General features: G+C 43.3%; 2 protein-coding genes. Both read right to left on the bottom strand.

Annotated elements, in window-relative coordinates; translation table 11 throughout:
* Positions 1-49: 49 nt before the first annotated feature.
* Complete coding sequence (locus C2869_RS11365) at positions 50-24,037, bottom strand: putative Ig domain-containing protein (RefSeq protein WP_108603050.1); 23,988 nt, start codon at positions 24,035-24,037, stop codon at positions 50-52.
* Positions 24,037-25,776, bottom strand: a complete 1,740-nt coding sequence (locus C2869_RS11360; protein ID WP_108603049.1) for a FecR family protein — start codon at positions 25,774-25,776, stop codon at positions 24,037-24,039. Before C2869_RS11360 ends, C2869_RS11365 begins: the two co-directional genes overlap by 1 nt.
* Positions 25,777-25,783 lie beyond the last annotated feature (7 nt).

Raw genomic sequence — 25,783 nt, 5'->3', positions numbered from 1 at the left:
CCTCCTGCAAATTCGACTTTTCTAACCTAATACAGAGTAATGCCTTCATTTAACTCTGGCCCCCTGTATTACTAAAATTAACAATATAAGTATCGGTTAATGATTGTCCGTCAGTCACTGTCACTGTAACTGCACAGCTACCACCACTTAACCCATCATAAGATACATTTAAGGATGTTGAGCTGCCAACACCTTGTGTCAGTGAAGTGGATATTGACGAATCACAAGTGTCAGATACTGTCCATATTAAATTAGACTTATCGCCATCCACGTCATCAGCAGTTAAGTTCCATACTCCACTATCCGCCGAGCTCCACACAACTGTTGTCGGATCACTCGCGCCTTCAATAATATGCGGATGATATTCACGACTAATATTATATTTAGACGCTAATAAATCCGTACTACTAGACTCAGTATAGCTGCCCGCAACACGAATACCCAAGTTACCATCTTCACGCACCGCTAACATACCATAACTACCAGTGGCAGACTTACGAACATAACCCGTTGAGTTAAATGTAGTATCTATCGACAGAGTCTCTTTTAACACTCTAGCTAACAACAAGTCATTATCAACTTCACCTGTTATGTAAATTTGCTGATTATTAGCTATGTAAATTCCTTTTAATTTGGCAGACCCATTTTCACCGCCTAACGCAACATCTGTACCCGCTCCATCTTCCGCAAAGGTGATAGTATTAACAGAGCTCCCATCTGCTGTGACTTTAGTTAACGCCCCAAATACAAAATCACTAATATCTAGCTTACCAACTAAATAGATGTTGCTACTTGAATCAAAGACAAATTCATAAAAAACATCACCGCTGAAGCCAACACCATCCACTGTAACATAACCATTTGTCCCCCAGCTACTTTCGACTCCGTCAGCGCTCGGGTTAATTTTAGCAATGAATCCATCTCCGCTTAGCTTGCCGGCAACAAATAAATCATCGTTAGCATCGACAGACATGTCATAGATTTCAGGAGCTGAACTATTGATGGCCAAATCTAAAGAATTTACCGTGTTACTTGAGAAAATATTACGACCATTACCTGCACTATCGTAAGCTACTAGATAGCTGTCTGATATTTCGCCATCATATACACTAATATAAATATTATTTGTACTATCAACCGCGATAGTTCCTGGGGAGCCTAGCGTATTGCTGCCTGGCGCAAACACAACCTGCCCGCCAGTGCCGAAATTACTATCTAAGCTACCATCTAAATTAAACTTAGATAGCACCACGTTCGCATCTTCTGCAACGGACAATACCAAAACACTATTGTCAGATAAATAATGTACGTCTAACGCATAATCATAACTGTTAGCGCTATAACCATCTTTGATATGGCCTATAACACCCACGTCACTTGCAATATCACCACTGCTTAATACTTTTGTTGTAGCGACATCATAATCGGATGAATCAAATCTGTAATCACTGACAAAGAAAATATCGTTGCCAGTAGTCACTTTGGCTGCAGCAACATAGTCACTCTCTGAACCATAATTAACCGCGACTTGACCACTACCTGCAAAGGATGATTGTAACGAAGCATCACTTTGTAATTTAACTAAACCCACATCTTGATTATCGCTAGCGTCTTTGGACGTACCAACAACAAATAGTTCATCATTACCATCAAGGATGACGGTTTTACCTTCATCAAAATTGCCCACACCGGTTTGAGTAATATAGCCACGATTATCTGCGTCACCTGCCAAACTGGTATCCCAAGCAATTGCTGAGGTTGAATAGCCAATTAAGTTAGCTGTATAGCTAGAGAAAGTTACCGCGCCAGCAACATATACATTGTCGCTGCCATTAATAGTGACATCATTTAAATAGCTGGATATCGCGGTTTGCCCTTCTGACTGTGATGAAAATCCACTATTACTAATGGTAATTGCACTGCCGCTAGTCACAAACAAACCACTGCCGCCATCAACAGAATAACTCAGCACATAACCTGCACCATTACTTTGGCCAACCGTCACTATAGTGCCATCTGATTGTTCAGCGATTGCATATGGTTTTTCATCTGCTGTAAATGTCGTTTGCGTGGCAGTCGCAGATACGTCATAACGGAATAAATAACCTGTATTGTAAGATACAACGACATCACCAGCGTGCGAGCCGTTTTGTATGACATGTAAATCCATTTTCGTTAACGAGGTAGTACCTGTGGCGAAATCGACTTGGCCTCCGGTGCCAAAACCACCTAAGGTATCCAATAAGCCTGTTGTATCATCAAAACGAGCTACATAACCATCATGATCCGAATCACGACCATAGCCTGCCAAGTAAATGTAATCATCTTGCACGAAAATAGCCTGCGCGTAATCGTTAACCCCAGCATCAATTGAAACATAGGTTCGATAACCATCCGTATCAAATGCCGTGACTAAATTACCGTCCAGATCATATTTAGCGATAAAAGACTCATACTCTGTGGAATAGTTAATGAAACCATAACCCACTACATAGATATACTCGGTAGATGAGTCTGAATCATCAATTGCCGCGACAATAGCGGTTGGCGTAATGGCCCCCATTTGTCCCATCGCAATGACTTTTGTACCTTGATCAGCAAAGCTGTAATCAATAGAACCGTCTGTATTGTGGCGGGTGATCACCGCATTAGTGGAATCTTGACGAGTGACAACTAATAGCTTTCCATCGGCTTGCAATGTTGCAATATTGCTTGTCATTAACTCGTCTTCAACATTCCCGCCATAAACTTCGACTCTTTGCTCGCCGTTATCGCCAAAATCAGTAGCAATACTTGGCGTATCCTTCTCTGTAATGTCGTCAACCCCGATAGTAATTGTAGCTGAAGTGACTTTGCTAATAATTGCATTATCGGTAGCGCCAATCGTTAAGCTATAGCTATCTAATGTTTCGTAATCTAACTGCGAACCATCAGCAACCGTTAACTCACCGGTTGACGAATTAAGGGCAAAAATACCATCATCATTACCGGCGGTAATGCTGTAGGTAACGATATTTAAATCAATATCCGTCGCACTATAAGTGCCAATCACTGTGCCGTTTGGTGCCGCTTCATAAATAGTATAATCCGCATCATTGGCCGTTGGTGGGTTATTAAATTCCAGTACGTCAATGTCAATAGTAATAGCATCGGTTCCACCGTTACCATCACTAACAGTAACCACTACAGAATCGTCGCCGAAGAATGACGCCGTTGGCGTATAATCGAGTACAGCATCATTACCTGTCGAATCAGATAACGAAGCTGAACCATTATTAGCATCCGTAGTAATAGACCAAGTTAATACATCAGAGCTATCAACATCTGTCGCATTTAGCGTAAGCTGGAAGCTAGTATCTTGCTCAAGATCTTGACTTAAAGTAGTACCTTCAGAGATAACAGGTAAATCGTTAACTGCATCTATCGTGAAATTAAGCGTAACTGTATCTTTATTGGTTCCATCACTAACCGTTAACACAACCGTGTCACTACCATTAAAGTTAGCACTTGGTGTGTAAGTTAATGTGGCAGAGGTATCACTATCAACTAATACCGCAGTACCATTACTAGCATCTGTCGAAATACTCCAAGTAATAGAATCGCCATCTCCATCGTAAGCGGTTAAGTTAATAACTTGTGCTGCAGCATCTTCACTGTAGGTATTAACCACTGTCTGGCCTTCCAATACAACAGGAGCAAAGCTTGTCGTTGAGTTGTATTTAGAGGCAACCAAAAACTCTTTGTCATCTGTCGAACCTTTAATAACAGTGCTGATCCAAGCAGAGATTTGACCTAGCTCATAATCAACCACTAGATTATGCACTAATTCGTCTTCAACTAAGTCTTGGCTAACATAACCTGCGCCCGCAAATGCTCCGGCCGGAATAGTGCCACTCGTTATATCCACCATGGTGATAAAACCATCACCTAAGGTCGTTTCTTGTTGGGTGAAAGTTAACAAAGAGCCAGCGATAACTAATTGACCGTTAATTTCTTTAACATCTTGCAGTACTTCAAAATCATTTTCGTCTGCTGTTATTGCTAATTCGAGCACCCCAGCACTCCAATTACCTGTGCTAATTAACGAACCATCGGAATTAACGCCAACCACAACAGGAGTTGAGTTGTCTAAACCGACAAAGATAATAGAATCATCATCAGTAATAGTCATCGCTGATGGGCTATCAAAAGAGTCATCACCCTCTTGCCCATTCGCATCAACATTGACTGTCAAAATACCGGTATATCCACCTTGACCATCACTATCACCCCAAGTGGTATCTAAACTGCCTGTACTCGTGATACGGGCAATACGTAGTTTGTAATCATAGTCTTCAATATAGGCGACAATAATATTGCCTGAAGAATCAACCTCTACATTGATCAGTGGATCTGCATAGTCACTAAAGTCAATAGAGACATCTAGCAAACTAGCTCCTGCTGGCGTAAAACTTTTAACCACTAAGTCACTAATAGCGCCATCAATACCAACAAACACTACGTTGCCGCTATTGTCCAGAGTTAGATCAGAACCGCTATATGCGCCTTCCGATGCACTAACATCTTTATTGAATGTTGCGTCAAGATCACCATTGGCATCATATTTGTGAATAGCCAAATTGGCCCCACTTTCCTCGACTAATAGGTATTGAATACCATCACTACTCACAGCAATTTCAACTGGGTTTTGCGTGCTGCGATCTAGTATTGGTACAGTTTGACCATTAAAACCAAAGGTGTCTGTCAAACTACCTGTAGTATCAAGTTTATTAATGGCAACCGAAGTTCCCTCATTACCATCTGCACCATCACCCAATATATAAAGGTTATTTGAGCCATCTAAGTGTGCATAGTCTTGGAAGCCGAAATTATCCCAGTACAAGAAATGTTCAACTGCTGTACTTAAACCAACTCTACGGAAACCATTGCTGTCATCCGCAAAATTAACTGCAAACGTTGTTTCTAGCGCATCGCTAACAAAACTTACCTTACTCGAATCAAAGCTAGCAATTGCCGCAACTTGACGTTCACTATTACCATCTTGATCTTGGTCTTCGTGTGCTGAACCAACAACGATTAAATTGTTAGAACTATCAACATAAACACTATTAATTCGATCTGCCATTGGATAGTTAACACTGTCTGAATCGGATATCTCTTCAGCGTTGGCAATTTGCACTGAGCTACCATCAATCGGTGTTTTCAGCATAATAAAGTCAGCAGCTGAATCTGCGACCGCTTCGTAGTTGGCAAATACCTCTGTGCCGATAACGGTAACCATAGTGGCTTCAGCAGGGTTTGAATCGTCGTAAATGACACGATAACCAGTACTGTTGTAACCAGTTTCTAACACACCGGCATTAGTAAATTGAGCAATAAGTGGTTTATGAACACTATTGTTTTCAGTATAACCGGCAACAATTAGCTGATCTTCAGTACCATTGTTGTATAGCACTGCATCATTAAATGCAGCTTCTGTATCACCAGATATACAGAATATCGCGGTTCCTGCTTCGTAAGTGGCACCACTACAGGTTTGAGACGCACTATTACCATATGTCGTATCGTGCGTACCTATTGCGTTATAACGAATAATGCGTCCTACACTAAGTGAGCTAACGTTTTGCGCATAGCCACCTATAAGGATCTGACCATTAGCCTGCTCCACCATAAAGGTGACATTATGATTTAAGCTAGCTGAATCACCAGAAGGCGTGTATTCAGATATATAAGAATTTTCTACATCATAAGTGCCATCGGCTTCTAGGCTGATAAGGGCAAAGTCTTTATATCCACCATTTTCTGATTCCGCAGCTAGCAATATTTCGTCAAGCGTGCCGTTGTCGTCATTGTCACGCAGTAATATTTTGCGTGCGTATACGTTATTGCCATAGTCATAACCACCAATACCTGAGCTACCAAAGCTGGTATCTAAAGCCCCTGTTGTACCGTTAAACTTAAGTAAAACAGGTTGTTCATTGACACTATAAGTATTCGCTAGCACATAGATATCATCGTTAAAAATAGCGAAATCTTGCGCTTTTAACTCTAATGGCAACATATCAAATTGACTAAAGCCGTTATCACCAAAGCTTCTGTCGATAACACCATCTGCAGTAAAACGCACAACAACCACTTCATTCTCTGATAACTCAGCAGAACCTGCACCTAGAGCTATAAGTTTGCCATCCGATTGCGCTTTAATAGCCACAAACTCAGATTTAAGGGTTGAAAGATGTGAACTAAATTTACTATGCCCTGAATCACCATAATTGGTATCTAACGCTAAATTGTATACTTCTACCGCATCTAAAATAGTTAGATTAACTGGATCAGTATCGGTAGCTGCCCCACTGTCAGTGACTTGCACGGTTAGTGCAAAACTAGTCGCGGTTTCATAATCAATTTTAGATTTGTCAGCAACTGTAATTTGCCCAGCGGAATCTATGGCAAAAGCGTTGTTACTATCACCTGCTGTTATCGCATAGCTAAAGGTTTCGCCATGAATTGAATCGTCATCTGCAACGGTAACGCTACCAACAACATAGCCATTTGCTACTGATTCAGGAATAGTAAAGCTGTCCCCCGTTAAGACTGGCGCATCATTTGTATTTGCAACAGCAACGCTAAAGCTTTGTTGCGCAGAGCCATTAGGATCTGCATCATCAGATAAATCAAGTAACACACTATGGTTACCCACTTCACTGTTAATCGGTGTACCGGTTAAGGTTGCTGTACCGGCTTGATTATCAACATTAGTCAGCGTTAACCAACTTGGGATAGTTGAACCAACTAATGAAACACCATCGCCATCAACATCTGAGTAGGTGATGTTATATGTGTACACGGCATCTTCATTAATTGACGTCAACTCGACAGAGTCAAATTGCGGATTATCATTAATCGGATCAATCGTTAAGTTAACTAACAAGGTATCAGTATTAACGCCATCCGTTACCTGAATTTGGAAACTATCTGAGCCGTTATAGTTTAACGTTGGTGTGTAAGTAAACTCAGATGGCGAACTACCACTACCTGATATAGATAACGAACCGTTACTAGGCGCAGTCGCTTGCGACCATGTTAACTCACTACCATTACCGCCATCATTTTCATCAGCCGTCAAACCGCTTAATTCAAAAGCAGTTGGCGAACCGTCTTCATCCAATGTAACAGCGGTAATAACCGTATCAACGTCATCAACTTTGATTGCAGGTGCCACATTGGTTACGTTTATTGTGAAGTCTTTATCAAAAGTGAGGCTTTCTTTATCCGTAATCGTGATCGTGATGTCGTAGCTGGATTTCGCTTCATAATCAATAACGGTTGAAGCGACAATTTGCAATTCATCATTTTGATCACCACCTAATGAAAAAGTAGCCGCGTCCGTTCCACTAATTGAGTAGCTAAACAGCTCTAACGAATCCTCATCTGTACCAGTCAATGTGCCAATAGTCACCGCACTTGAAGTATCGGTATTTTCGGCAATGCTGCTGGCTGAGATAGCAATATCGGTTGGTGCATCGTTAACGTCAGTCAGGCTGATGGTTAGGGTTTCTGCATAGGTCGCCGAATCGCTATCGGTGACCGTCACTTCTACCGCATAACTGCTTTGACTTTCAAAATCTAAGCTCACACCTTGGGCAATTTGTAAGTTGCTGCCGCTAATAGTAAAGCTAGCTGAATCGCTGCCGCCAGTAATGCTGTACGCGGCGGTGTCACCACTGTCTTGATCTGTGCTGGTTAAGCTACCGACCGTCACCGCACTGGCGGTACTGGTATTTTCCGCAATGCTGCTCGCTGAGATAGCAATATCGGTTGGTGCATCGTTAACGTCAGTCAGGCTGATGGTCAGGGTTTCTGCATAGGTCGCCGAATCGCTATCCGTTACTGTCACTTCGACCGCATAACTGCTTTGGCTTTCAAAGTCTAAGCTCACGCCTTGGGCAATTTGTAAGTTGCTGCCGCTAATAGTAAAGCTAGCTGAATCGCTGCCGCCAGTAATGCTGTACGCGGCGGTATCACCACTGTCTTGATCTGTGCTGATTAAGCTACCGACTGTCACCGCACTGGCGGTACTGGTATTTTCCGCAATGCTGCTCGCTGAAATCGCAATATCGGTTGGTGCATCGTTAACGTCAGTCAAGCTAATGGTTAGGGTTTCTGCATAAGTGGCAGAATCGCTATCGGTTACCGTTACTTCTACCGCATAACTGCTTTGACTTTCAAAGTCTAAGCTCACACCTTGCGCAATTTGTAAGTTGCTGCCGCTAATAGTAAAGCTAGCTGAATCGCTGCCGCCAGTAATGCTATAGGCTGCGGTGTCACCACTGTCTTGATCTGTGCTGGTTAAGCTACCGACTGTCACCGCACTGGCGGTACTGGTATTTTCCGCAATGCTGCTCGCTGAGATAGCAATATCGGTTGGTGCATCGTTAACGTCAGTCAGGCTGATAGTCAGGGTTTCTGCATAAGTCGCCGAATCGCTATCCGTTACTGTCACTTCTACCGCATAACTGCTTTGACTTTCAAAGTCTAAGCTCACACCTTGCGCAATTTGTAAGTTGCTGCCGCTAATAGTAAAGCTAGCTGAATCGCTGCCGCCAGTAATGCTGTAGGCTGCGGTATCACCACTATCTTGATCTGTGCTGGTTAAGCTACCCACCGTCACCGCGCTAGCAGTACTGGTGTTCTCAGCAATACTGCTTGCTGAAATCGCAATATCGGTTGGTGCATCGTTAACGTCAGTCAAGCTGATAGTCAGGGTTTCTGCATAGGTCGCCGAATCGCTATCCGTTACCGTTACTTCGACCGCATAGCTGCTTTGGCTTTCAAAGTCTAAGCTCACACCTTGGGCAATTTGTAAGTTGCTGCCGCTGATCGTAAAGCTAGCTGAATCGCTGCCGCCAGTAATGCTGTACGCGGCGGTGTCACCACTGTCTTGATCTGTGCTGGTTAAGCTACCCACCGTCACTGCACTGGCAGTACTGGTGTTCTCAGCAATACTGCTGGCTGAAATCGCAATATCGGTTGGTGCATCGTTAACGTCAGTCAAGCTGATAGTTAGCGTTTCTGCATAAGTGGCAGAATCGCTATCGGTGACCGTCACTTCAACTGCATAGCTGCTTTGACTTTCAAAGTCTAAGCTCACACCTTGGGCAATTTGTAAGTTGCTGCCGCTAATAGTAAAGCTAGCTGAATCGCTGCCGCCAGTAATGCTATAGGCTGCGGTGTCACTACTGTCTTGATCTGTGCTGGTTAAGCTACCGACCGTCACCGCACTGGCGGTACTGGTATTTTCCGCAATGCTGCTGGCTGAGATAGCAATATCGGTTGGTGCATCGTTAACGTCAGTCAGGCTGATAGTCAGGGTTTCTGCATAAGTCGCCGAATCGCTATCAGTGACCGTCACTTCGACCGCATAGCTGCTTTGACTTTCAAAGTCTAAGCTCACACCTTGGGCAATTTGTAAGTTGCTGCCGCTGATCGTAAAGCTGGCTGAATCCGCGCCACCGGTAATGCTGTACGCGACGGTGTCACCACTGTCTTGATCTGTGCTGGTTAAGCTACCGACTGTCACCGCACTGGCGGTACTGGTATTTTCCGCAATGCTGCTCGCTGAGATAGCAATATCGGTTGGTGCATCGTTAACGTCAGTCAAGCTGATAGTTAGCGTTTCTGCATAAGTGGCAGAATCGCTATCGGTGACCGTCACTTCAACTGCATAGCTGCTTTGACTTTCAAAGTCTAAGCTCACACCTTGGGCAATTTGTAAGTTGCTGCCGCTGATCGTAAAGCTGGCTGAATCGCTGCCGCCAGTAATGCTGTACGCGGCGGTATCACCACTGTCTTGATCTGTGCTGGTTAAGCTACCGACCGTCACCGCACTGGCGGTACTGGTATTTTCCGCAATGCTACTGGCTGAGATAGCAATATCGGTTGGTGCATCGTTAACGTCAGTCAAGCTGATAGTCAGGGTTTCTGCATAGGTCGCCGAATCGCTATCGGTGACCGTCACTTCGACCGCATAGCTGCTTTGGCTTTCAAAGTCTAAGCTCACGCCTTGGGCAATTTGTAAGTTGCTGCCGCTAATAGTAAAGCTAGCTGAATCGCTGCCGCCAGTAATGCTGTACGCGGCGGTATCACCGACATCTGGGTCAGTAGAACTAAGCTCACCAACTAAGATCGCCGTCCTAGAATCTAAATTCTCAGCCACTGTATTGGCACTAATAAATAGATCTGTAGGTGCATCGTTAACATTAGCGACTGTAATACTGAAGTCTTGTTCTACGTCAACCGTGCCATCATTGACGCGTAATTTAACCGTGTGACTGCCGACTTCATCATTAGTCGGCGTACCACTGAGTTCACCCGTGGCTGAATTAAAGTTCAACCATGATGGTAAGGTCGGAGCGGATAAAGTTAAGCTGTCGGTTGTATCTACATCCGTTGCAACAAAGGTATAGCTGTAAGCCACATCTTCATTAACGGATGTCACTTCGCTACTGGTGATCACCGGCGCATCGTTAACGTTAGCCACTGTGATACTGAAGTCTTGGTCAATATCGACGGTGCCATCATTGACCCGTAATTTGACGGTATGACTGCCGACTTCATCATTAGTCGGCGTACCGCTTAGTTCACCCGTGGCGGCATTAAAGTTTAACCAACTTGGTAGCGTCGGGGCGCTTAGCGTTAAGCTGTCGGTTGTATCTACATCCGTTGCAACAAAGGTATAGCTGTAAGCGACATCTTCATTAACAGCGGTGACTTCACTACTGGTGATCACCGGCGCATCGTTAACGTTAGCCACTGTGATACTGAAGTCTTGGTCAATATCGACGGTGCCATCATTGACCCGTAATTTGACGGTATGACTGCCGACTTCATCATTAGTCGGCGTTCCACTTAATTCACCCGTGGCGGCATTAAAGTTTAACCAACTTGGTAGCGTCGGGGCGCTTAGCGTTAAGCTGTCAGTTGTATCTACATCCGTTGCAACAAAGGTATAGCTGTAAGCCGCATCTTCGTTGATATCCGTTACTTGAGTGCTAGTAATAACCGGCGCATCGTTAACATTGGCGACCGTAATACTGAAGTCTTGGTCAATATCAACCGTGCCGTCATTGACCCGTAATTTAACCGTATGACTACCGACTTCATCATTAGTTGGGGTACCGCTTAATTCACCGGTCGCAACATTAAAGTTTAACCAACTTGGTAGCGTCGGGGCGCTTAGCGTTAAGCTGTCGGTTGTATCTACATCCGTTGCAACAAAGGTATAGCTGTAAGCGACATCTTCATTAACAGCGGTGACTTCACTACTGGTGATCACCGGTGCATCGTTAACATTAGCCACTGTGATATTGAAGTCTTGTTCTACGTCGACCGTGCCATCATTGACGCGTAATTTGACGGTATGACTACCGACTTCATCATTAGTCGGGGTACCGCTTAATTCACCCGTGGCTGAATTAAAGTTCAACCAGCTTGGTAATGTAGGTGCGCTTAGCGTTAAGCTGTCGGTTGTATCAACGTCGCTAGCCGTGAAGGTATAGCTGTAAGCGACATCTTCGTTAACGGATGTCACTTCACTGCTGGTAATAACCGGTGCATCGTTAACATTGGCCACTGTGATACTGAAATCTTGGTCAATATCGACTGTGCCATCATTGACGCGTAATTTAACCGTGTGAGAGCCCACTTCGTCATTGGTTGGGGTACCACTTAGTTCACCGGTCGCAGCATTGAAGTTTAACCATGATGGTAAGGTCGGAGCGGATAAAGTTAAGCTGTCGGTTGTATCTACATCCGTTGCAACAAAGGTATAGCTGTAAGCGACATCTTCATTAACGGATGTCACTTCGCTGCTGGTAATAACCGGTGCATCGTTAACATTGGCCACTGTGATACTGAAATCTTGGTCAATATCGACTGTGCCATCATTGACGCGTAATTTAACCGTGTGACTACCCACTTCATCATTAGTTGGTGTACCACTTAATTCACCGGTCGCAACATTAAAGTTTAACCAACTTGGTAGCGTTGGTGCGCTTAGTATTAAAGAATCGGTTGTATCAACGTCCGTTGCAATAAAGGTATAGCTGTAAGCCACATCTTCATTAACGGATGTCACTTCACTACTGGTGATCACAGGTGCATCGTTAACATTAGCCACCGTAATACTGAAGTCTTGCTCTACATCAACCGTGCCATCATTGACGCGTAATTTAACCGTGTGACTGCCGACTTCATCATTAGTCGGGGTACCACTTAATTCACCGGTCGCAACATTAAAGTTCAACCAGCTTGGTAAAGTTGGAGCGGATAAGGTTAAGCTGTCGGTTGTATCAACATCACTGGCCGTGAAAGTATAGCTGTAAGCGACATCTTCATTAACAACGGTGACTTCACTACTGGTGATCACAGGTGCATCGTTAACATTAGCCACCGTAATACTGAAGTCTTGGTCAATATCAACCGTGCCATCATTGACGCGTAATTTAACCGTGTGACTGCCGACCTCATCATTGGTTGGGGTACCGCTTAATTCACCCGTGGCTGAATTAAAGTTCAACCATGATGGTAAGGTCGGAGCGGATAAGGTTAAGCTGTCGGTTGTATCGACATCCGTTGCAACAAAGGTATAGCTATAAGCGACATCTTCATTAACGGATGTCACTTCACTGCTGGTGATCACAGGTGCATCGTTAACGTTAGCTACCGTGATACTGAAATCTTGGTCAATATCAACCGTGCCATCATTGACGCGTAATTTGACGGTATGACTGCCGACTTCATCATTAGTTGGCGTACCGCTTAATTCACCCGTGGCTGAATTAAAGTTCAACCAGCTTGGTAAGGTTGGAGCGGATAAAGTTAAGCTGTCAGTTGTATCAACATCGGTTGCAACAAAGGTATAGCTGTAAGCGACATCTTCATTAACACTGGTGACTTCACTACTGGTGATCACCGGTGCATCGTTAACGTTAGCCACCGTAATACTGAAGTCTTGGTCAATATCAACCGTGCCATCATTGACGCGTAATTTGACGGTATGACTGCCGACTTCATCATTAGTTGGCGTACCGCTTAATTCACCCGTGGCTGAATTAAAGTTCAACCAGCTTGGTAAGGTTGGAGCGGATAAAGTTAAGCTGTCAGTTGTATCAACATCGGTTGCAACAAAGGTATAGCTGTAAGCGACATCTTCATTAACACTGGTGACTTCACTACTGGTGATCACCGGTGCATCGTTAACGTTAGCCACCGTAATACTGAAGTCTTGGTCAATATCAACCGTGCCATCATTAACGCGTAATGTAACCGTGTGACTGCCGACTTCATCATTGGTTGGTGTACCACTGAGTTCACCCGTCGCGACATTAAAGTTCAACCAGCTTGGTAAGGTGGGAGCGGATAAAGTTAGGCTGTCGGTTGTATCAACATCACTTGCTGTAAAGATATAGCTATAAGCCACATCTTCATTAACGGATGTCACTTCGCTACTGGTAATAACCGGTGCATCGTTAACATTGGCGACCGTAATACTGAAGTCTTGTTCTACGTCGACGGTGCCATCATTGACGCGTAATGTAACCGTGTGACTGCCGACTTCATCATTGGTTGGTGTACCACTGAGTTCACCCGTCGCGACATTAAAGTTCAACCAGCTTGGTAAGGTGGGAGCGGATAAAGTTAGGCTGTCGGTTGTATCAACATCACTTGCTGTAAAGATATAGCTATAAGCCACATCTTCATTAACGGATGTCACTTCGCTACTGGTAATAACCGGTGCATCGTTAACATTGGCGACCGTAATACTGAAGTCTTGTTCTACGTCAACCGTGCCGTCATTGACGCGTAATTTAACCGTGTGACTGCCGACTTCGTCATTGGTTGGCGTACCACTTAATTCACCCGTGGCTGAATTAAAGTTTAACCAGCTTGGAAGCGTCGGGGCGCTTAGCGTTAAGCTGTCGGTTGTATCGACATCCGTTGCAACAAAGGTATAGCTATAAGCGACATCTTCATTAACGGATGTCACTTCACTACTGGTAATAACCGGTGCATCGTTAACATTAGCCACCGTAATACTGAAGTCTTGGTCAATATCGACGGTGCCATCATTGACCCGTAATTTGACGGTGTGACTACCGACTTCGTCATTAGTCGGGGTACCGCTTAATTCACCCGTGGCGGCATTAAAGTTCAACCAGCTTGGTAAGGTGGGAGCGGATAAAGTTAGGCTGTCGGTTGTATCAACATCACTTGCTGTAAAGATATAGCTATAAGCCACATCTTCATTAACGGATGTCACTTCGCTACTGGTAATAACCGGTGCATCGTTAACGTTAGCTACCGTAATACTGAAGTCTTGGTCAATATCAACTGTGCCATCATTGACGCGTAATTTAACCGTATGACTGCCGACTTCATCATTAGTTGGGGTACCCGTTAATTCACCGGTCGCGACATTAAAGTTTAACCAACTTGGTAGCGTCGGGGCGCTTAGCATTAAGCTGTCGGTTGTATCAACATCACTGGCCGTGAAAGTATAGCTGTAAGCCACATCTTCGTTAACGGATGTCACTTCGCTACTGGTGATCACAGGTGCATCGTTAACGTTAGCCACTGTGATACTGAAGTCTTGTTCTACGTCGACAGTGCCATCATTGACGCGTAATTTAACCGTGTGACTGCCGACTTCATCATTGGTTGGTGTACCGCTTAATTCACCGGTCGCGACGTTAAAGTTCAACCAACTTGGTAAAGTTGGGGCTGATAAAATTAGACTGTCGGTTGTATCAACATCGGTTGCAACAAAGGTATAGCTGTATTCGACATCTTCGTTGATATCCGTTACTTGAGTGCTAGTAATAACCGGCGCGTCATTAACGTTAGCCACTGTGATATTGAAGTCTTGTTCTACGTCGACGGTGCCATCATTGACGCGTAATGTAACCGTGTGACTGCCGACTTCATCATTGGTTGGTGTACCACTGAGTTCACCCGTCGCGACATTAAAGTTCAACCAGCTTGGTAAGGTGGGAGCGGATAAAGTTAGGCTGTCGGTTGTATCAACATCACTTGCTGTAAAGATATAGCTATAAGCCACATCTTCATTAACGGATGTCACTTCGCTACTGGTAATAACCGGTGCATCGTTAACATTGGCGACCGTAATACTGAAGTCTTGTTCTACGTCGACGGTGCCATCATTGACGCGTAATGTAACCGTGTGACTGCCGACTTCATCATTGGTTGGTGTACCACTGAGTTCACCCGTCGCGACATTAAAGTTCAACCAGCTTGGTAAGGTGGGAGCGGATAAAGTTAGGCTGTCGGTTGTATCAACATCACTTGCTGTAAAGATATAGCTATAAGCCACATCTTCATTAACGGATGTCACTTCGCTACTGGTAATAACCGGTGCATCGTTAACATTGGCGACCGTAATACTGAAGTCTTGTTCTACGTCAACCGTGCCGTCATTGACGCGTAATTTAACCGTGTGACTGCCGACTTCGTCATTGGTTGGCGTACCACTTAATTCACCCGTGGCTGAATTAAAGTTTAACCAGCTTGGAAGCGTCGGGGCGCTTAGCGTTAAGCTGTCGGTTGTATCGACATCCGTTGCAACAAAGGTATAGCTGTAAGCGACATCTTCATTAACAGCGGTGACTTCACTACTGGTGATCACAGGTGCATCGTTAACGTTAGCCACTGTGATATTGAAGTCTTGTTCTACGTCAACCGTGCCATCATTAACTCGCAATTTAACCGTGTGACTGCCGACTTCATCATTAGTCGGCGTACCACTGAGTTCACCCGTGGCTGAATTAAAGTTCAACCATGATGGTAAGGTCGGAGCAGATAAGGTTAAGCTGTCGGTTGTATCAACATCGCTGGCCGTGAAGGTATAGCTGTAAGCGACATCTTCATTAACACTGGTGACTTCGCTACTGGTGATCACAGGTGCATCGTTAACGTTAGCCACTGTGATATTGAAGTCTTGTTCTACGTCAACCGTGCCATCATTAACTCGCAATTTAACCGTGTGACTGCCGACTTCATCATTAGTCGGCGTACCACTGAGTTCACCGGTCGCAGCATTGAAGTTTAACCACGAAGGTAACGTTGGGGCGCTCAGAGTTAAAGAATCGGTTGTATCAACATCACTGGCTGTGAAGATATAGCTGTAAGCGACATCTTCGTTAACAGTAGTGACTTCGCTACTGGTGATCACCGGTGCGTCATTAACATTGGCAACCGTAATACTGAAGTCTTGTTCTACGTCGACTGTGCCATCATTGACCCGTAATTTAACCGTGTGACTGCCGACTTCATCATTAGTCGGCGTACCCGTTAATTCACCGGTCGCGACATTAAAGTTTAACCAACTTGGTAGCGTCGGGGCGCTTAGCGTTAAGCTGTCATTTGTATCAATATCCGTTACAACAAAGGTATAGGTATATGGACTATCTTCGCTGGCTGATGTCACTTGGGTGCTAGTGATCACTGGAACATCGTTCACTGCAAATACTGAAATAGAAGTCGACGTTGATGTTTTTACGCCAAGACTAGAAGTGAATGAAAAGCTTAAAGTATCTGTGCCGTTAAAATTACTATTAGGTTGATAAGCAATGGTTTGATTATCATTTATACTAACAACACCATTACCGGCACCAAGCTCAGATAATGTCACCGCTTCCTGATTCGATAATAAGCTAAAAGTGCTCGCGACATCTTCATAAGCTGTCAATGCCAAGCTATCTAAAATACCATCATTGCCTATATCGGTATCCGATGTATCAGCAATGCCATCATTATCATTATCAAGATCATTAATATCAGCAATACCATCACCGTCGGTATCCACAAAATCAATGCCAGGAACAGACTTATCATTGTCATCTGCGTCCTGACCAGCAGGCCAACCATCGCCGTCTGCATCAGTTACACCTGATAATGACGAATCAAAAGGAAATGCATCGTCAACATCTAACACTCCGTCGTTATCATCATCAGGATCACAAATGTCACCCAGTGCATCGCCGTCGTTATTGGCTTGAGTGGTATTAGAATCAACGGGACAGTTATCAGATTCATTGCCGATACCATCATTGTCTGAATCGAATTTTTCTGTTGGATCTAATGGCACGGCATCTGTGCCATCAATAACCCCGTCATCGTCACTATCAATGTCTTTAGGGTTAGTACCTAGCTCAGCTTCTTCAAGATCGGTTAAACCATCATTATCGTCATTTAGATCTGCGTTATCGCCAATGCCATCGCCATCAAAATCTGCGCTTTCTGTATCATCAAATGGAAACGCATCATCAACGTCATTTACACCATCATTGTCATCATCAGGATCAGCATTATCACCAATGTTATCACCATCAAAATCTTTGGTCTCCGTCGCATCTAATGGGAACTTATCATTTGCATCTTCAACCCCATCATTATCATCGTCGGTATCAGTTGTATCGCCTACACCATCTTTATCGGTATCAATAAATAAGGTGCCAGGATTAGTATTATCGTTGTCGTCTGGATCTTGACCATTAGGCCAACCATCATTGTCCTGATCAGACTTATTAGACCGAGTTTTATCAAGCGGGAAATCATCTTCTGAATCAATAACACCGTCACCGTCATCATCAGTGTCTGCATTGTTACCAATTTTATCCCCGTCAGTATCCATGACTTCAGAAGGATCATAAGGGAAGGCATCAATGTCATCATCGACACCATCATTATCATCATCAGGGTCGGATTTAGCGGTATTTTCTGAACCGGTTCTTACACCTAAAGCATCTAACTCGTATGCTATATCGGGAATGCCATCGCCATCAAAATCACTATCGCCGCTAGCATCATCAGGGAAAGCATCATTAGAATTGTAAACACCATCTCCGTCACGATCAGGGTTAGTTTCTGCTACTTTAACTGCAATAACAGTTTCATCACTCGCCAATGTAGTTGTATCTAAGCCTGTTTGCCCTGTTTTACTTTGCTCAGCAATAACTAAGGCTTTAACCCCAGCAACCGTTAATGGATCGCCATTATCATCAAACGCATTAGGCACAACCAAGGTAGATGGATCTTGTTCAATAATTTCTAACGCATTATTGTTGTATTCGGTAACCGCAACACCATTGATTTGACCATCAATTGCTCCATCAGATAAATCTTTAGCCATGGCCTGAATAATTTGCGTAGAGGTAACATTGTCATCACTACTCAAGGCCAGCATCTGATAAATAACCGCCGTGAAAGCTTCAACTGCGGTACGGTATTGGGTTGTATTGACTTGCTTGCTAGCTGAATCTGTCGCATTGTTTAAAATCGGCGGAGTACTAAAAATATCAATATTTTTATCTGCACCGAATCCCATTGTCGACTTAACTTGCTGTTCAGCTGCCGCTAAATTTGTTGCTAGCTCTTCGTCATTACTTGATTTATATAACGCCAAAGTAGCAGCCATAGAGCTTAACGGAGTGGCATATAATTTATCACCACTATCTATCATATCCTGGGTGATAATATTACTAACCGCTGTAATAACCGGCTCTAAATTAGTCGTAATATCAATAGTATCGGCATCGTCGACTATCTCGAGTAAATAAGGCGGAGAGAATTGATCGGTAAAGTTCAAACCAACTATTGCCGCTGTACTATCGGTTTCTGCAGTCGTTATTAACGTGCTCTTATAGTCTTCTGCCGCATAATCTATTTGATATAAGTTTACTGTTGCAAAAGCCATCGGCCCTTTAACACCGCCACCAGCAGGATTAAAGGTAACACTTTGTGTTTCGTCAAATGGGAAGGCATCTTCACTATCTGGCACCCCATCATTATCATCATCGGTGTCAGCGTTATCGCCAATACCATCTTTATCAAAATCATTCGTTTCTGCTGGATCTAACGGAAACGCATCTAATCCATCTTCAACACCATCATTATCATCATCGCTATCACAAGCATCACCAGCCCCGTCACCATCTGTGTCGAGCTGATCATTATTAGCAACCGCTATACAATTGTCATGCGCATTATCAAAATTGTCGCCGTCGTCATTACCGGCAACAACAGTAATTGCAATGCTTGCAGAGGCCACAGCACCGGCGCTGTCTTGGATCATATAAGCAACAGAATCAGCGCCAGAGAAGTCAGTAATAGGTGTATAGGTAAGTGCTGAGCCTTCAATAGTCACACTACCGTTAATTGCCGCTGCAGAGGTAATGGTGAAACTATCACCAACATCAACATCGGAAACATAAGCGTCCAACGCAATAACAAGCGGGGTATCTTCATTCGCCGTTAATGATGGATCACTAGCCGCTAAAGGTGCATCATTAACATTAACAACGTCTAAATCAAAAATTTGATCAACAGTAATAGTGCCGTCAGACACAGCTAAATGAATTGACGTTTTACCAACATCTTTATTAGTCGGCGTGCCGCTTAAAGTTCGTGTAGTCGCATCAAAAACTAACCACGAAGGTAAACTCTGCGCTGAATACGTTAATACATCACCTACATCAACATCACTTGCAAAAATAGTATAAAAATAAGGCGCATCTTCATTTGTAGAAGTGATAGCAGCACTATCAATGGTCGGAGCGTCATTGGTATTAACAACAGTGATCTCAACGTGATGCTCGACAAAGCCTACACTGTCTTGCGCTTTAACCGTTAATGGGTGAACCCCAACATCCGCATTGGTTGGTGTACCCAATAATTTATTATTTATCGAATCGAACGTTAACCAGGTTGGTAATACAGGAAAACTTAATGTTACTGAGTCGCCTAAGTCAACATCACTGGTTTTAATATCAACATCATAACTTGTATCTTCCACTGCGGTGACGCTAGTCGGCAACTCAACAACCGGTAAATCGTTAACGTTATTAACAGTGACAACAAAACTTTCTGTCACACTTAATACGCCATCACTTACCTTGATCTGAATCTGATGATCACCGACTTCATCATTACTCGGTGTACCACTGATCACATTAGTTGTAACATCATGATTTAACCATGTTGGTAATTGCTCAATCGTTACCGTTATTGGATCACCATCAGGATCGGTCGCAACAAACGGGTAAGCATAAACTTCGTCTTCATTGACACTGGTTACTTGGGAAGAAACAACCACAGGAGCATCATTGACATTATCAACACTCAGCTCGAAGCTTTTTTCAACGGTAACAATTCCGTCACTGACAAAAAGCTGAATCGGGTGTTTACCGGTATCGTCGTTGGTCGGTGTCCCTGTTATTTGCCCTTTATCAGCATCAAAGGTTAACCATGAAGGCAATGTTCCAACGCTATAAGTCAGAACAGTATTAGCATCATCATCAATCGCATTTAGCGCATAAAAATAAGGTGAATCTTGGCTTACTGAAGTCTGAGGAATGGCGGTAATGACAGGCGCATCATTAACATTGATAACCTCAATGGCAAACGCATTTAAAATAGCTTTGGCATTACCCGAATCAATGACCTCAATTTGAATATCACTATAGTTACCAACATGCTGATTCTCTGGTGTTCCTTTTAATTCACCCGTTGCTTCATTAAAGTCAGCCCATACTGGCTTATTGAATATACTAAAGGTAAACGAATCACCAACATCAACATCACTGACTTGGGGAATAAACTGATAAACGCTATCTTCATTAACAACCGCCGAAGGTAAACCAGATATATTAGGGGTATCATTAGTGTTAATTACAGTAATACTAAACGCATCAAGCGATACTTGTGTATCGCTTGAATCCATTACGCTGAGTTTGATGTTAGTATAGGTGCCAACATCCTCGTTAGTCGGTATACCGGATATTCGCCCCGAAGAACTATCAAAAGTTAGCCAACTCGGTAAGTTATCCGCGGCAAAGGTTAAGCTATCACCAAGATCAACGTCATTGGCTGTCGGAGTAAAATCATACAGACTATCTTCGTTAACCGACGTAACTAAACCATCTGCGACTATAGTTGGCGCATCATTAACGTTAAATACCGACAACGTAAATGCGGGTAATGAAACGCTAGCTTCGCCGTCCGAAACACTAATTTGAATATTATCGAATTGACCCACGCTAGCATTGCTTGGGATCCCAGATAACTCGCCAGTTTGCGAGTTAAACTCCGCCCAATCTGGCTTACCTACAATACTAAAAGTTAAAACGGTATTTGAATCAATATCCGTTGCTTGCGGAATAAACTGGTAAAAATTATCTTCATTAATACCCGCTAACGGTGTACCACTTATAAAAGGATTATTATTGGTATTGGTAACTTCAATACTAAAAGCAGGTAATGATGCACTTAACTTAGCATCGCTACTGTCCGTGACTGTGATAACAATACCAGAATAAACACCGGCATCTTCAAACCCGACTAACTCAGCTTTTAATTCACCCGTAGTCGTGTCAAATAAAGCCCAACTAGGTTTATTTTCAATTGAAAAGGTTAAGGTATCACCAAAATCCGGATCACTAGCAAATGGCTTAAATGAGTAACTATCACCTTCCGCCACTGTTGTCGGCGGAGTACCAGAAATAACCGGTGCATCGTCTTCTGGTACCATAGTAACAGTGTAGGTATCCGCAACAACAATGCCGCTTTCATCGGTAATTGAATACGATATAGTCGCGACGCCGTCAAAATTCTCTGGTGGTGTAAAGCTCAAAGCCTGACCATTGTTAATGATTTCGACAAATGCCTCTTCCAAGCCAATCACACTTGTCGGCTGCGTAATACGTAATTCTGCACCACCAATATCGTTATCCAATGGGGTTAATAACGCAACAAACCCTTCACTAGCCGAAATGGTATCTGGGTTGGCAATCGGCACTCCATCATTGGTCACGGTAATAGATACAGTCGCACTACTTTTTAAGCCTTGCTCATCGGCCACTTCATAAGTAAAGGTATCTACGCCGACAAAGCCAACGTTAGGGCTATATATAAAGCCACCATCACTTTTTAATTCTAGAAAACCGTTAGACGTTGTCGTCACTAAGACAGATTGAAATTGTGAACGTTCTGTCTCAACATCAAAGTCATTAGCCAGCACACCTGGCGCAGCAATTTCGTAAATTCGCGAGACATCATTAACTAACGTCGCGGTAAAGCCATCATCAGTTAAATTGGGCGCATCATTGATTTGGTTAACCGTAATGAGTACAACAGCACGCGAAATAATCGCTGTGTTATCGTCGATAATTTGATCAACCTGATAAACAAAAAAGTCAGTCCCTGCGAAATCAACAGCAGGCGTATAAGTAAACTGACCGGTTACGTTATCAAACGCGGTGATCACACCATTTAATGGTGTCGTTACCAAAGAAACACTAACTTCGTTGAGGTTAGGAATTTGATCATTATCAAAAATACTAACGCTGGTTTGCAATACCGTATCTTCGTCAATAGCGTAGCTATCTGATGCTAGCTGGATCGTTGGTGATGAAGGGTTAATCAATACTGTGGCTGTGGCTTCAGAGCGGCCTCCTGCGCTATCTTCTACCGCGTACACAAAACTGATCTCAGGTTGCAGTAAATCAGCATTATTTAAAGTGACAGCAAAGCCACCATTTTCAGCAACGACAACCGTACCAGCAGAAGGCGCTGAAACTAAAGTTGTATTAACCGTTAAACTATCACCTTCAATATCACTATCATTGTTGAGAAGGCCTGGGGCTGGAACAACAAACACACCTGCCTGTTGCGCCACTATTTGCAAGGTTTCAGGATTCGCTTGCGGCGCATCATTAACTGGCGACACAAAAATATTAACTTTACTAGTAACATCATGACCTTTTGAGTCAGTCACGATAAAAGAAAAACTATCGGTAATACCAAAAACATTAGGCTTAGGCGTATAGGTAAATTCGCCTGTTTCTAAAATATTAACTTGTACACCTTCAGCAGAAAATACCGTTGGTGATTTCACTTTGAGCGTATCTTGATCTGGATCGGTCGCGCCTTCAAGCACATTAGCCAATAAGGCGGTGTCTTCTTGGGTTGATAAGCTTAATGTCGGTACCGTTGGCGGATCATTTTGCGGTAAGGCCAGAGTAATAAGCGATGAAAAACCCGATTCACCACTGCCATCTATCCCAGTTACCAAAACATAATAGCCGCTATCATCGGTTACATTAAAAGTTGTGCTATTGCCATCAACCGCTAAGTCTTGCTGACCGCCGGCTAAAGAAAGCACACTTTTATGATCAGTAATGGGCTCTTTGGCTAAATAAACGTTATAACGAATGAAATCACTAGATTGATTCCAGTTAACTTGAATTTGCGTTTCATTGTTAAGCCATTGCAAACTCAGACCATCAACCGTTTGTGATTGCCAATTAAACGGAATAGCCGCAGCAGCCTGAACTTTACCTGGCGTTGAAGATAAACCCTCAACTTTATCTTGCACCCAAACTTCAAGCGTTAATGCTTGATTGGCATTTAAACCAAATTGGTAAGGGCTTAAACCGGTAACCACCTGACTAAAAGTACCGTCTGGACAAGGCTGGCTACCTGAATTATTACATACAGCTAAAGTCGTATCAGAATCAGAAAAACTAAGATAAACAGCATGAATACCATCAGGGTCACTAATATCACTTAGTTGTAACGTTAAGTTTCCTTTGTATGTAAAAGCCTCAGTCGTGGTATCAAAATCATTATCCAGTAACTTAAAAACGCCAACAGTAACATTGTTATTACTGGCTTCTTCAAATATACCGGTTGAGGCGGCTTTAACCTCTGAGCTTTCGCCATTAAGTACACTACGCCTAGCAACCGGCAAGCCTCCTTTAAACAAGTGAGGAACTTGAGTGTCTGACTTTTCTAATTGGCTAACAGATTGTATTGTAGATTGCGTCGCAGATTGACCTGAATCCAAGCTATTATCTGGCGTTGAATTTAACTGTGAAGAGTCATTGTCTTGACCTCCACAACTAATCAACAATAATACAGTCAGTTGCTGTACTAATAATCTAAAGTACCTATACCTATTCATTATTTACCTGCCTCATCCAAGGTATAAGAGCCGCTGGCTTTCTTACTTTCATCTTCAACTTCTTGTAAGCTGATATTACCGTTAATTTGTTCACCTGATGCACCAAAAATACCATCTATGGTACCGGTCGCTAACTTCTCGCCATGATTAGCATGGTTAACCCCCAAATCCACAGTATTGGAAGTTATTACGCCATCAAACGCCGCAAACCATTCACCTTCAGCATCATTAAATGATAATCGACCATTATTAACTCTCAAGGCGTCAAAATTAACATCCATACTCATTTTGATATTAGTCACTTCCCCGACTGAACTGCTGATAGTGTTACTAGAAAGAACGTCAAAAGTCGCTGTACCAGTCCTGTCTACAATATCCTCAACCAAGTCATCCTTAGCTAACTCATTTGGGTCAAACTCAGGTTCTTCATCTGGAAGAGGGTTTGAGTTTGGATTTTGATTATCAGTGTTAGTAACAACAGGAGCATTTTGACCTTGATTTTGGTTATTTTGATTGTTCTGGTTACTGTTGCCATCATTAGTATTCGCAACATCATCTGGATTGGTTTCATTATCCGTTGTTGTCACACTTATATTAAACCCACCTAAATCAAACGCATCTGTCTCGTTCTTATCCGTAATCACTTCAACAGAAGTGTCTGTTTGTACGACTTGATTTTCTGGTTGCTGAGCTGGCTCATTTGGTGAGCTATTGGCTTGGTCATTGCCGGTATTTTGGTTATTTTCAGGCTCTGTTGGCTCAGCAGGTGTTTCGTTATTACTAGCTAAAACGTTATCTCCGCCGTCACCATTTGTGTTTTGGTTTTCAGCAGGTTGCTCATTATTAGCCTGACCACCGCCATTATTGGTTTGATTGTCATTACCATCTTGCTGCTGGTTTTGTTGCGAATTGTTTTGCTCATCACCTTGCTGGTTTTGCTGCTCGCCTTCTCCTTCACCTTCACTGCCATCATTCTGTTGCTGATTATTGGCTTGAGCATTGTTAGTCTGCTGTTGATTTTGCTGGCCTTGGTTTTGGCCGTCATCTTGCTGTTCATTTTCTTGGGTATTATCTTGTTCTTCTTCATTATCAGACGGCGCATCATTAGCATTAGCGGTATGACCGTCTTTAAAGTTATCTGGTATTTCAGTAAATGGTTCTATTTCACCTTCAGGCGTGACTTTTACATAGTTAAAGTCGGCATTTTCACCTAAAGACAGCGAAACTTCATTACCACCAACATTTAGCTCCATATCAATCGCGCCGTCCCAAACCGCAACAAAAAGATCATTGCCGACAATTTCAACTTCGTAGTGAGTACCGCGAATACCAATACTGCCCACTGGTGTATCCAGTTTATAATCGCCATTTTCGGCTTTTAACTTACCAGTTACGGTACGAATACCACCTGAAATCAAGTTCATGACTGCCGACCCTTCGTTGACTTCCGCGTCATATTCGTATTTAGCTATTTCTAGTTGCGTATTTTCTTGTAAAGCAACCATACCGCCATCAGTCATACGCAATTGCGCTCGGCTGTTAGCGCCAGTTTTTACTATATCCACGTTAAATATGGGGGAGCGACGGCGCAGTTTGCGTGATTTATCACCACTAATGGCTTGCACATCGCCTCTAGCCAAAATAGTTTTACCAGCCGGTTCTGCCGCAAAGGAGGTTAAAGGTGTACTGGCAATAATTAATGCCAGAAAGCATGTTTTTATGGAAAATAATCTACTCATGAGTCTG

The organism is Saccharobesus litoralis, assembly GCF_003063625.1.
Lineage (GTDB): Bacteria > Pseudomonadota > Gammaproteobacteria > Enterobacterales > Alteromonadaceae > Saccharobesus > Saccharobesus litoralis.
The sequence above is the reverse complement of the archived record's forward strand: the minus strand, read 5'-3'. Positions and strand labels throughout refer to the sequence as shown.